Here is a 12115-nt window from a genome sequence, read left to right as displayed (position 1 = left end):
GGAAGCCTCTGTTGTTGAAATGTCCCATATAGTCCACCTATGGCACTTCATGAGATGAAGGATCCCCGCGCTCTGGACGCCGACGCGGACGTGTTCGCCTCCCCGATGAGCGGCCGGGTGCTCCCGAAGTACCGCATGCCCGAGGACCACACCCCCGCAGAGGTGGTCTACTCGCTGCTCCGCAACGAACTGCTGCTCGACGGCAACGCGGCGCAGAACCTCGCCACCTTCTGCACCACCTGGTCGGACGACGAGGTCCGCCGGCTGATGGACGTCTGCCTCGACAAGAACATGATCGACAAGGACGAGTACCCGCAGACCGCCGAGATCGAGGCCCGCTGTGTGAACATCCTGGCCGACCTGTGGAACGCCCCGCCCGGCACCGCGGCCACCGGCTGCTCCACCACCGGCTCCAGCGAAGCCGCCATGCTGGGCGGACTCGCCCTCAAATGGCGCTGGCGGGAACGGCGGCGCGCCGAGGGCAAGCCCGTGGACCGCCCCAACCTGGTCTGCGGCCCGGTGCAGATCTGCTGGGACAAGTTCGCCCGGTACTTCGACGTGGAACTCCGCCAGGTCCCGGTGGAGCCCGGCGCCACCGGGCTGCGCCCGCACCAGCTCGCCCAGTACGTGGACGAGAACACCATCGGAGTGGTGGCCATCCTCGGCGTCACCTACACCTGCGACTACGAACCGGTCGCCGAGATCGCGGCCGAACTCGACCGGATCCAGGCCGCCCACGGCTGGGACGTCCCCATCCACGTGGACGCGGCCAGCGGCGGCTTCGTCGCGCCCTTCCTCCACCCCGACGTGGTCTGGGACTTCCGCCTCCCCCGGGTCGCCTCCGTCAACACCTCCGGCCACAAGTACGGCCTCGCCCCTCTCGGGGTCGGCTGGATCGTCTGGCGCACCGCCGACCTGCTGCCTGAGGACCTGGTCTTCCGGGTCGACTACCTGGGCGGCAACATGCCCACCTTCGCCCTCAACTTCTCCCGTCCCGGCGGCGAGATCATCGCGCAGTACTACCTCTTCCTGCGGCTCGGCCACGGCGGCTACCGCCGGGTGCAGCAGGCCTGCGCCGAGACCGCCCAGTACCTGGCCGCGCAGATCGCCGAACTGGGGCCCTTCACCCTGCTGTACGACGGCCGGGGCGCCCTCCCCGCCGTCTCCTACGCCCTGACCGACCCGGAGGGCGCCGGGTTCAGCCTGTACGACCTCTCCGACCGGCTGCGGATGCGCGGCTGGCAGGTCCCCTCGTACCCGCTGCCCGCGGACCGCGACGACACGGTCATCCAGCGCGTGCTGATCCGGCACGGGGTGACCCGGGACCAGATCGCCCTGCTGGTCGAGGACATGCGCCGGGCCATCGACCACCTGACCACCACGGGCCCCCGCGGCACGGGCGCCGAAGCCCCGCGCCAGTCCGGCTTCCACCACTGAGCCCAGCGGGCCGCCCGGCGGCGCCGGCCGGCCCGGCCGGGCCCGGCACTGGAGGCGGCCCTGCCGGCCGGCCCTGGCGGGCCGGGCAGTGCACGGCGGGCTTCCCGGGGCTCGGCCCGGGGACGTGCTGGCGTGGCCCGGCCCGGCCCGGCGAGGTGCCGGGCCGGGTGCCGCGGGCCGGCCCTGGCCGGTCGGAGGGCTGGGGTGTCCGGCGGGTCATGGCCGGGCCCGGCACTGCGGCCAGCCGCGCTGTCGTCGGCCGCCGACGTCCCGGCCGGCTTCCGGGGCTCGGCCCGGGGGACGCACTGGCGTGGCCCGGCACGGCGAGGTGCCGTGCCGCCGGCCGGGGCCCAGGCCGGTCGCAGCCGCGTGGTCCGGCCCGGCGAGGTGCCGGGCCGGGTGGCGCGGGCCGGCCCTGGCCGGTCGGAGGGCTGGGACGTTCGGCGGGCCAGGGCCGGGCCCGGCACTGCACGGCGGCCCGCCATCCACGGCACCGGACGCCTCGGGCCATCCGGCCCGGGGCCGGGGGATGCCCTCGTACCGTACGTACTGGCGTGGCCTGGCACGGCGAGGCGCCGTGCCAGGTGCCGCGGGCGGGGCCCTGGCCGGTCGCAGCTGCGTGGTCCGGCCCGGCGACGTGCCGTGGCGAGGGACGGGGGGCTTGGCCGGGCGCAGGGCTGGGGTGTGCGGGGGGTCATGGCATGGCCCGGCTGGCAGGGCCTAGCCGCGCTGGGTCGGCCACTGCATGCCGAGGGCGTTCAGTTGCCGGACCCGTTCAGGGGGGAGGGTGGCGGCGCGGGAGCGCTGGTTGGCGATCCAGGCGCCGAGCCGGAGGTCCCGCTCGCCCACCCGCTCCACATGGCCCCGCGGCACCCGCAGGTGCTGCTCGCGCGCCTGGAACTGCCGGGCCGCCGCCAGTTGGGCCGCCCATTTCTCGGCCTGGCTGCGGCGCGGCTCCGGGCGCTCCGACTCCGCTGCGGGCGACAGCCCGAGGACGTGCTCCAGCAGCCAGCGCTGGGCCCAGCCCAGCCGCTCCCAGCCGAGCCGCTGTGCGCGCACCCAGGCGCCCAGGTCCTCGCCCTGCACCACGGCCTCGCCCGGGCCGGCCGGCGGGGGGCCGCCCGCCGCGAGGAGGGCCCGGGTCAGATGGAAGGCCCGCTGCCAGGCGATGTCCCAGGCCGGGCACCAGGATGCGTCGATCTCGTCCAGGGCCTCCCGGCGCTCCACCGGGAAGTCGCCGCGGCGGGCGGCGGCACGGTTGTTCTTCATCCAGATCCCGACCGGGGCCCCGTTCCAGGTGGCGTCCGCCGGCGGCAGCAGATGACCGTGTTCGGCCGCCCAGGCCCGGGCGGCGGCCAGCCCCTCGTCGAACGCCACGTCGAAATGGCTCCACACCATGCCGAGCGCATCCAGCGAGGCCACCCGCTCCGCGCCGAGCCCGCCCCGCCGGTACGTCCGCCGGGCGTCGGCGATCCACTGGCCGAGCGGGAAGCCGGCGAGCGGGGCCGGCCACTCCTCCGCGCCGGGCCCGCCGGGGCCGCCCGGCCCACCCGCATCCGGCGCGCCCGGCCTGCCCGTGGGCGCCCGGAAGCCGAACGGAACCTTCAGGTCCCCGGCCAGCCGCCGGTAGACGGTCGCCGCCGCCACCCCGCGCCGCCAGTGCTCCCGCTCCGGATGCAGCACCCGCAGCCGGACGAAGGCCGCCAGCAGAGCCGGATCCCGCGGTACCGAGAAGGCCAGCAGGGCCTGCGCCTCCGCACTGACCCGGCCCGGCCCGGCACCGGCACCGGCACCGGCACCCGCGCCCGCGCCGCCGGCTCCCGACCCCGACTCCCGCACCGCCTTGGGGGTCCGGCTCTGCGCCTGCGGCTGGGCGAGCGCCTCCACCAGCCGCGAGTCGTGCGCGCGCAGCGCCTCCAGCAGCCGGGCCAGATCCCCGTACGCCCGCGAGGTCAGCATCGCCTCCGGAGACTCGCCCGGGCCCAGCAGCACCGGCACCACCAGTGAAGCCACCTTGCCCTCACCCGGCCGGATCCGCAGCGCCCGCCCCACCGCCTGCACCAGATCGGGCATGGATCCGCGGACGTCCGCCCAGAACACGGAATCGCATTCCCGGGTGTCCACCCCCTCACCCAGCACCCGCACACTCCCGAGGAACGCCCGGTCGGCCACCCGCGGGTCCGCGAACGCGTCCAGCACCCGCCGCCGGTGGGCCGCCGGATGCCGGCCGCACAGCCAGTCGGCCCACACCGTCCGCGGGTAGGCGGGCCGGACCGCCCGGCTCGACCGCCGCAGCCGCGCGGCGACCGCCGGCAGTCCGGCCGCAAAGGCCTCGGCCTCCCGGGTGAGGTGGTGGAAGACCAGGGTCCGCCGGAAGTCCTGGTCGGCCGCCGCCTTCAGCAGGGCCGTCTGCAGGGCGGCCAGCCGGGGGCCGCGCACCGCGTCCGAGCGGCCGTCCGGGCCCAGCAGCACGGCCGCCTGGAAGCCGGGGTCGGTGACGTCCACGCAGACGACCCGGTACGGCGCACAGATGCCCCGGTCGATGGCCTCGCTCAGGGACAGGGTGTGGCAGCGGGCGCCGAACGGCCCGTCCGGGTCGTCCTCCATCGAGGCGACCAGCTCGCCCCGCCCGGACCCCGGACCGCCGGGCTCCCCGGTGCCCTCACCGGCCTCGCCGCCGTCGGCGCCTTCGGGGTCCCGCCAGACCCGGGGCGTCGCCGTCATGTACAGCCGGCGGGCGGCCGGGATGCGGCGGTTGTCGTGCACCACCGCCCACGGCTTGCCGATCCGCCCCGAGGTCCGGTGCGCCTCGTCCACCACCACCAGGTCCCAGGCCGGCAGCCCGGCCCGGTGGGCCCGCTCCAGGGTGCCCAGTCCCAGCGAGGCGTACGTGGCGAAGACCGTGAGCCGGTCGGCCGGCCCGCCCCGGGAGGCCAGTGCGGCCAGTTCGGCCGGATCGGTGGTGGTGGGGAAGCCCGCGTCCTCGGCGCGCAGCGAGCACACCCCGGCCATCCGCCCGGACCGGCCGCCCTCCCGCCAGGCGGCACCGGTCTGCACCAGCAGATCGAGGGACGGGACGAGCACCAGCACCCGGGCGGCCCGCAGTTCCTCGGCGGACCGCACGGCCACCAGGGACTTCCCGGACCCGGTGGCCATGATCACCTGAGTGCGCAGCCCGCCCGCCGGGAGCGGCCCGCCGGGCGGCAGCTCCAGGGCCCGGAGCACCGCGTCGACGGCCTCCCGCTGGTGCGGCCGGAGCTGCTTCCTCGCCATGGTCCCCGCTCCGTTCCCCGATCCCGCCCGCTGTGATCAGCCTTTTCGGCTCCAGTCTCCATCCTGTACCGAAAACGAAGCGAACGGGCGCAGGCCGCCCGGCGGGGCGGCCCCGAACCTCCGGGGCACCTCGTCACCTCCGGGTCACATCCTGGCGCCGAAGTTCTGGGTCCACCAGGGGCCGCCGGAACCCTTCCGGATGCCCACGCCGATGTCCTTGAACGAGCAGTTGAGGATGTTGGCGCGGTGCCCGGAGCTGTTCATCCAGGAGTCCATCACCTGCTCCGGGGTCTGCTGGCCCTTGGCGATGTTCTCGCCGTACGTGGACCAGCGGTAGCCGGCCGCGGTGGTGCGGTCGCCGGGGTCGCTGCCGCCCGGGGCGGTGTGCGAGAAGAAGTCCCGGGCCGCCATGTCGTCGGAGTGGCCCTGGGCGGCTGCCCGCAGCTGCGGGTCGTCCTTGAGCGGACCGCAGCCGGCCGCCGCCCGCTCCTTGTTGACCAGGGCCACCACCTGGGCCGCATCGCCCTGCGGGGCGGGGGGTGCCGGGAGAGGGCTGGACGGGCGCGGGGCGGCCTTGGCGGAGGTCTTGGCGGGGCCGGCGGTCTTGGATGCGCTCGGGCTGCCGGACGCGCCCGCCTGGGCGGACGCGCTCGTACCGGTGGACGGCGAGGCGGAAGCAGAAGCGGAGGCGGACGGCGAGGCGGCGGCGGAACCGGAGGGCGAGGCCGCGGAGGGGGAGGCGTCCGGAGCGGTCAGCACGGCGAGCGGGGAGGCGGGGGTCCGCGACGCGGCCTCGTCCTCGCCGTCCCCGGGCCCGGTGCCGAGGTACCAGATGCCACCGCTCGCCATGCAGGCCGCGACCACTGCCGCGCCGACCGCCCGGCGCCGGTTCTGCCGCCGCTTGCGGGCGGTGCTCCGAACGCCGTCCCGGCCGTCGCCCGCGCGGTGCCGGCCGGCCTCGGCGGTGCCGTGGCCTCCGGCCGGGCTGCCGGTGACGGCGTACCCGGCCTCGGGCGTGGCTCCGTACGCCACCGTGTCCGGACCGGCGTACCCGGCCGCGGCCGGATCGGCGTACGCGAGCGTGTTCGGGTCGGCGTAGCCCACGGCGTCCGGATCGGAGTAGGCCGCCGTACCCGGATCGGCGTAGGACGCCGTGCCCGCCGGGGCGAATCCGGCGGCGGCCGAGCGTACGCCCGACAGCAGGGCCATCGACACCGGGACCAGGGCCAGGCCCGCCAGCAGGCCCTCCGCCGGGACCAGGCCGTTCCACAGGCCGGCGCAGCGCACGCAGTCCCGCGCATGCCGGGCTATCCGCTTGCGCCACAGCGCCGACGGCCGGCCGTCCCAGGCCGACAGCATCGGCCGCAGGTCCGGGCAGGGCGGGACCGCGTCCAGCGTCCGTACGACCACCCGGGCCGCCTCCAGCTGCGCCTTCATCCGCTGCACCCGGACCGCGGTGTGCTGCGGGGACAGCCCCAGCGCCTCCGCGACCTCCGGCCGGGTCAGCTCGCCCGCGCACTCCAGCCACCACAGCGACAGCAGTCCCCGGTCGTCCGGCTCCAGCCAGCGGGTGGCCCGGGCGGTCTCCTGCCGCTGTCCGGCCAGCTGGAGCCGTACCACGGTGAGGTCGACGAAGTCGGCGCCCGGGTCGGCGAGTTCCTCGGTTCCCTCCAGGCCGGACGGCCCGAACTCCCGCTCCCGCCAGTGCGCCCGGACCCGGTTCATGGTGATCGCCACCAGCCAGGACCGGAAGCTCTCCGGGGCGCGCAGACCGCCGAGCCCGTCCAGCGCCCGCAGCATGGTGTCCTGGACGACGTCGTCCACATCGCAGGAACCGCCCAGGGCCCGCCCGACGATGTTGTAGACGAGGGGCAGATGGGTGCTGACGAGCTCGTCCTGGGCCCGCGGGTCACCCTCGCGGGCTGCCGCGACGAGTGCCGTGAGTGCTGCCGTGCCGTGCTCTGTGCTCATGTGTCGATCCCTGTCCGTGGCGCCGGTCGATGATGCCCAATACCTGGGAGACCGTCGAGAGGGTCCCGGATAACAGTTATCGGATTGTCGGACTGGATGCGGACCGGACGGGGTACCGAACGCGCACACGGGGTCATCATGAGGAGCGGCGGCCACGGGACGCGTGTGGGGGGCGGCATGCCGGTGTTGCTCGTACGGGGACGGCGGGAGACCGGTCGTGCGCGGGGCTGGCCGGCCTATCTCGCAGCGGTGGGATTGGGCGCGGGCGCGCTCGCCCTCGCCTCCCTGTGGACCTCCGGGGCCTGGGCCACCGGCATCGGGGCGGCCGTGACCACGCTGTCCGGGCTGGCCGCGGAACGGCTCCGCCCGGCCGAAAACCCCGCGGCCGGCCGCGGCGCGCTGCTGCGCACCCCCGGCGGCCGGATACCCCGGACCGGCCAACTCGACCGGCCGGAGCAGGCCGGCGCCCACCCTGCCGACCCGAGCCCGGCCACCGGCTTATCCGCCGGTTCCGCCGCGTTCCCCGTAGCCTCCGGCTCAACCGGCTCACCGGCCTCGCCCGCCTACATCCGGCGCGATGCCGAGCCCCGGCTACGCGAGGCCCTCGGCCGGTCCGGGTTCGTCCTCGTGGTGGGGGAGTCCACGGCCGGCAAGACCCGGCTCGCCTACGAGGTGGCCCGGATGCTGTACCCACGGCACGCCTTCGTCCGCCCGCTGAACCGGGCCGCCCTGCCCGAGGCGTTGCGCACCGCCGCGCGCCGTCGGCGAGCGGTGCTCTGGCTGGACGACCTGGAGGACTTCCTCGGCGCCGAAGGCCTGGACGCCGGCCGGCTGACCGCGCTGCTCGCCGGGCCGCCCGGCCGACGTGTGGTGATCGCCACCCTGCGCTCCCAGGAACACCGACGTTACGAGGCCCGCGAGGAGAGCCGGCTGACCGGCTCCGACCGGGACGCCTGGCGGGCCCAGCGGGAGGTGCTGCACCTGGCCGCCGTGGTACGGCTGAACCGGCACTGGACGCCGGAGGAGCGCCGCCGGGCCGCCGCCCAGGCCGACGACCCACGGATCGGCACCGCGCTGCGGGCCGGCGAACGCTTCGGGATCGCCGAAGTGCTCGCCGCAGGACCCGAGCTGCTCGCCTCCTGGCACAACGCCTGGGCGCCCGGCGCCAATCCGCGCGGCGCGGCGCTGGTGGCTGCGGCGGTGGACTGCCGGCGGGCCGGACTGCGCCGCCCGGTCAGCCGGGACTGGCTCCGCGACCTCCACCCGCCCTACCTCACCGCCCGCGGCGGCGGCGACCTCCAGCCGGAGCCCTTCCCGGACGCCATGGCCTGGGCCTGTACCGCCGCCTACGCCACCAGCGGCCTGCTGATCGGCAACTACACCCAGGGCTACACCGCCTTCGACTACCTGCTCGGGGACCCGGGCCTGGCTCCGGTGCCCGACCACCTGTGGCAGGCCCTGCTCGCCCGGGTGGAGCCGGCCGAGGCCTATGACATGGGCCTGCTCGCCCACCAGGAATCCCGGCTCGCCCGGGCCGCCCAGGCGCTGGCCAAGGCCCGCCGGGGCCGGGTGCCCGGAGCCGACTTCCTGCTCGCCATCGCGGTCGGCGACGCCGGCCGGCCGCGCCGTGCGGCGGCCGACCTGGCCGGGGTCACCCACCGCCGTGAGGCCCGGCTCGGCCCCCGGCACCCCGACACCCTGGCCGCCCGCCACCAACTGGCCTACTTCACCGGCGAGGCCGGGGACGCCCCCGCCGCCGCCGAGCGGTTCGCCGCCCTGGCCGCCGACACCGCCGCGGTCCTCGGCCCGGACCACCCCGACACCCTGGCGGCCCGCCACCAACTCGCGTACTTCACCGGCGAGGCCGGGTACCGGGCCGAGGCCGCCCGGCAGCTGACCCGGCTGCTCGCCGACCGGCTGCGGGTCCAGGGGCCGGACCACGCGCAGGTACTGGCCACCCGGCGCGGCCTGATCTGGTTCGAGGACCGGCGCCCGGCCGAGACGGCCCGCAGTCTGGACGCACTGCTCGCCGACGCCCTGCGCAGCCTCGGCCCCGACGACCCGCACACCCTGGCCATCCGGGCCAGCCAGGCGGACCTGGCTGCCCGGGCCGGCCGTACCGCGGAGGCTGCCGCCGCCTGGGAATCCCTCGCCGCCGACCGTACCCGGCTGCTCGGCGCCGACCACCCGCACGCCCTGTACGCGCGGCTGGAATGGGCCCGGGCGCTGGCCGTCGGAGGGCGGCCGGCACCGGCCCGTGCCCTGCTCCTCGGGGCCCTGGCGGAGGCCGAGGCCGTACTGGAGCCCGGCCACCGCCATCTCCGGCTGGCCCGGGAGCTGTTGGCCGGCCTCAGGGCAGCGGAGCCGGGGCGGCCATAGCCGCGGGCGCGGGCCATTGCGTATGGTCTATACCAGCACGTTCCGGTGTGTGATGCCCAGTTCCACTGCGTGGAACGAAAGGGAGGGTCCTTGTCGGGTTCCAAGCCGCGCTCCATGCCGGGTTCCGCACCGGATTTCGTGCCCGGTTCCGTTCCGGGTTCCGTGCCGGGGCCCGGGGCCTGCCATCCGTACGCGGTCATCGCCGCCCAGCGGCTGCTGCCGGTGCTGCGCACCCCCGACGCGGAGCAGGCCGTCCGGCGGACCACCGCTCTGCTCGCCGCCGGCTGCCGCGCCGTGGAACTGACCACCTCCACCCCCGGCTGGGCCGAGGCCGTCGCCCGGACCGTCCCGCTCGCCGACGCCCACGGCCGGCCCGCCCTGATCGGGGTCGGCACGGTGACCGGAGCCGAGCAGGCCGAGGCCGCGCTGGACGCCGGTGCCGGATTCCTGGTCTCGCCCCATCCCGCCCCCGAGGTGCGCGCGGTGGCGCGGCGCCGTCACGCCGTCTTCATCGAGGGCGGGTTCACCCCCGGGGAGATCGCCGCGGCGGTCCGGGCGGCCGGCGCCGCCAAGGTCTTTCCGGCCCATGTCGGCGGTCCGCAGTTCATCCGCTCCCTCACCGCCGTCCTGCCTTCGGCGCTGATCCTGCCGACCGGCGGCATCCGGCCCGCCGAGGTCCGGGACTGGCTCGACGCGGGGGCCGGCGCCGTCGGCATCGGCAGTGGCCTGCCGGACCGCCCCGCCGAACTGGCCGCCCTCTTCGCCGACCTGGCCGTGCCCGAGCCCGGGGCCGAGTCCGAGCCCGAGCCCGGGCGGTGGCGGTGAGAGGGCTCACGACGCCGGCCGGCCCGTACGACGTGCTGGTGCTCGGCGAGGTACTGGTCGAGGTCCAGGCCGGCACCGCCCTGCACAGCGCCGTCGACGGCACCGGCGCCCGGATCTCCTACTCCGGCGACGCGCTCAACGCCGCGGCTGCCGCCGTCGCCGCCGGGGCCCGTACCGCCCTGCTCGCCGTGGTCGGCGAGGACGAACTGAGCGGGCCGCTGCTGCACCGGGCGGCCGGACTCGGCATCGACGTCGCGCATGTACGCCGTGCCCCCCGCCCCAACGGGGCCTACCTGCTGTCCGCCGACACCGAGGGCGACCGCGCCTTTGTCTACTGGCGCACCGGCAGCGCCGGTTCCACCCTCTCGCGCGCCCACATCGAGTCCTGGCAGGACCTGCTCACCACCACCCCGGCCCTGATCACCAGCGGGATCACCGGGGCGCTCTCGCCGAGCAGCCGCGAGGCGGTGCTGGCCGCCGCCGAGGCCGTGCACCGGGCCGGCGGGCACCTCTCGTACGATCCCAACTTCCGTTCCCGGCTCACCAGCCGGTCCGAGGCACGGGAACTGCTCGCCCGGGTCGCCCCGCGCACCGGACTCCTCAAGACCTCCTGCCCGGCCGACGCCCTGGCCCTGGTCGGCACCGACGACCCCGGGGAGGCCGCCGCCCGCTACCGCCGGCTGGGCGCCCGTACGGTGGCGGTGACCGCCGGCTCCGGACGGCTGCTGCTGCACGACGGGGCCGGGGCCCGGTACCTCCCGGTCCCGGCCAATCCGGCCCCGGTGGACGCCACCGGGGCCGGGGACTGCTTCACCGGCACAACAACCGCACGGCTGGCCCTGGGCGACACCCTTGCGGATGCCGTCGCCTACGGCGTGGCGGCGGCCTCCCTCTCGGTGTCCGGGCGGGGCGGCACCGGACTCGTTCCCGCCTTCGGGGACACCGCCGCCCTGGCCCGCAGACAGGCCGGCCCGGACTGACCCGTCCGCGCCGGCCTCACCAGGAGCCGGGCAGCGGATCGGCGACCCAGCCCGCCGCCAGGACCAGCTTCGAGGTGCGGTGGACGGCGAGGAAGCCGAAGGGGCGGTCGATGACCAGGCCGATCCGGCGGGTCCGGTACCGCGGGCGCGGCGGGGCTGCGCCGCCGGGCGCCATCGCGACGGCGGTGACGGCCGCCGCCTCGAAGCCCTCGGCGTGGAACCGGGCCAGCGCCGACTGCGCCGCGGCGCCGATGGCCATCGGCTTGCCGCTGATGCCGGGGAAATGCCCGAAACGGTCGTCGGAGGCCGTCTCCAGGCCGAACAGCCGTGCCTGCGCCAGCAGATCGTGCTGGGCCTCGACGGAGAACGCCACCGTCTGTACGGCCAGCCGAGGCTCGGGGGAGTACGACAGTTCCCTACGGATGTCCAGTCCCGGACCGGGAGTTCCCTCCGGCAGCGCGGACCCGGCCACCGGTCGGGCGCCGGCCCCGCCGCCGCCCCCGGTCACGGCCGCAATGCCCTCGGCCAGCACCTCCCCCGGGCCGGCCGCGGGCTCGCCCAGGACGAGGTGGACGTCGACCCCGCCGTCGCCCACCACCTCCAGCAGGGTCAGCGGACCGGCGGTGGTGTCGGCGACCCGCACCCGGTCCAGCAGCGAGGTCCAGCGGCCGAGGCCACGGACCGTCCGTCCGGCCCAGGGCCCCGCGGTGATCGGCCGGGGGCGCTCGGTGAACGGCTGGAGCCAGGTGAGCTGCAGGGCGAGCGCGGAGGCGAGCACCAGCAAGGTGTCCGGGAACACCGGCACCGGCATCCGGTCGATCAGCCCGCCGGTGTGCTCCGCCGCCCAGTGGTCGAGGACCGCCCGGTCCGTGTCCGGCTCCCCGGTCAACTCCCCGCGGGTGCCGGGCGGCAGACCGGCCGTCCAGGGCTCCTCCAGGGGCAGGTCCCGCCGCGCCCACAGCCCGGTGGCCGTCTCCAGACCCCGTACTCCGGCCAGCCCGGCCAGCAGCTCGCGGGCCGCCTCGGCCGCCGCCTCGGCGGGTATGCCGAGCGCTTCCGCCAGTTCGGTGCGGGCCGGTCCGGCCGCGCCGTCCGCGAGCAGGGCCAGCAGCGGCCACACGCCGGCCGCCGTCACCACGGTCCCGCCGCCGGCCTCGGCCGCTTCGCGGGCCCAGCGGGCCGTGAGCCGGTTGACCGCGCGCGTTGTCGTCGTTCTCATGCCGGGGAGAGTACGGGGTGAAGGCACCGCC

The 12115-nt window shown here is 76.5% G+C and carries 7 protein-coding genes; 4 read left to right on the top strand and 3 right to left on the bottom strand.

Going from position 1 to position 12115, the window contains the following annotated elements; genetic code table 11:
- Positions 1–39 precede the first annotated feature (39 nt).
- Entirely contained in the window at positions 40–1437 is a 1398-nt protein-coding gene (locus tag DEJ50_RS02175) for a glutamate decarboxylase (RefSeq protein ID WP_150205716.1), read from the top strand.
- Positions 1438–2157: 720 nt separating this feature from the next.
- Here DEJ50_RS02175 and DEJ50_RS02170 read toward each other — a convergent pair.
- Positions 2158–4710 carry a DEAD/DEAH box helicase gene (locus tag DEJ50_RS02170; RefSeq protein WP_150205715.1) on the bottom strand — a complete coding sequence of 851 codons (2553 nt, stop codon included), beginning with the start codon at positions 4708–4710 and terminating at the stop codon, positions 2158–2160.
- Between the two features lie 144 nt (positions 4711–4854).
- Complete coding sequence (locus DEJ50_RS02165; protein WP_150205714.1) at positions 4855–6681, bottom strand: sigma-70 family RNA polymerase sigma factor; 1827 nt, start codon at positions 6679–6681, stop codon at positions 4855–4857.
- Positions 6682–6858: 177 nt separating this feature from the next.
- On the opposite strand from DEJ50_RS02165, the gene DEJ50_RS02160 reads away from it, so the two are divergent.
- From DEJ50_RS02160 to DEJ50_RS02150, 3 genes are all read left to right on the top strand, one after another.
- Positions 6859–9060, top strand: a complete 2202-nt coding sequence (locus DEJ50_RS02160; protein WP_150205713.1) for a tetratricopeptide repeat protein — start codon at positions 6859–6861, stop codon at positions 9058–9060.
- Positions 9061–9150: 90 nt separating this feature from the next.
- Complete coding sequence (locus DEJ50_RS02155) at positions 9151–9885, top strand: bifunctional 4-hydroxy-2-oxoglutarate aldolase/2-dehydro-3-deoxy-phosphogluconate aldolase (RefSeq protein ID WP_223837536.1); 735 nt, start codon at positions 9151–9153, stop codon at positions 9883–9885.
- The gene (locus DEJ50_RS02150; RefSeq protein WP_150205712.1) at positions 9882–10865 is read left to right on the top strand and encodes a PfkB family carbohydrate kinase; all 984 of its coding nucleotides are present in this window, start codon (positions 9882–9884) and stop codon (positions 10863–10865) included. The genes DEJ50_RS02155 and DEJ50_RS02150 overlap by 4 nt, the downstream gene beginning before the upstream one ends.
- A gap of 16 nt (positions 10866–10881) precedes the next feature.
- Here DEJ50_RS02150 and DEJ50_RS02145 read toward each other — a convergent pair whose 3' ends face one another.
- On the bottom strand, positions 10882–12084 hold the full coding sequence (locus DEJ50_RS02145; RefSeq protein ID WP_150205711.1) for a serpin family protein: 1203 nt from the start codon (positions 12082–12084) through the stop codon (positions 10882–10884).
- Positions 12085–12115: the final 31 nt, after the last annotated feature.

Source organism: Streptomyces venezuelae (assembly GCF_008642295.1).
Classification (GTDB): Bacteria; Actinomycetota; Actinomycetes; order Streptomycetales; family Streptomycetaceae; genus Streptomyces; species Streptomyces venezuelae_C.
Note: the sequence above shows the minus strand (reverse complement) of the source record. Positions and strands in the feature narration are given on the sequence as shown.

Excerpts from the sequence above, each read along its gene's own strand:
- DEJ50_RS02175 (WP_150205716.1), top strand. The coding sequence starts at position 40 with ATGGCACTTCATGAGATGAAGGATCCCCGCGCTCTGGACGCCGACGCG.
- DEJ50_RS02170 (WP_150205715.1), bottom strand. The coding sequence starts at position 4,710 with ATGGCGAGGAAGCAGCTCCGGCCGCACCAGCGGGAGGCCGTCGACGCG.
- DEJ50_RS02165 (WP_150205714.1), bottom strand. The coding sequence starts at position 6,681 with ATGAGCACAGAGCACGGCACGGCAGCACTCACGGCACTCGTCGCGGCA.
- DEJ50_RS02160 (WP_150205713.1), top strand. The coding sequence starts at position 6,859 with ATGCCGGTGTTGCTCGTACGGGGACGGCGGGAGACCGGTCGTGCGCGG.
- DEJ50_RS02145 (WP_150205711.1), bottom strand. The coding sequence starts at position 12,084 with ATGAGAACGACGACAACGCGCGCGGTCAACCGGCTCACGGCCCGCTGG.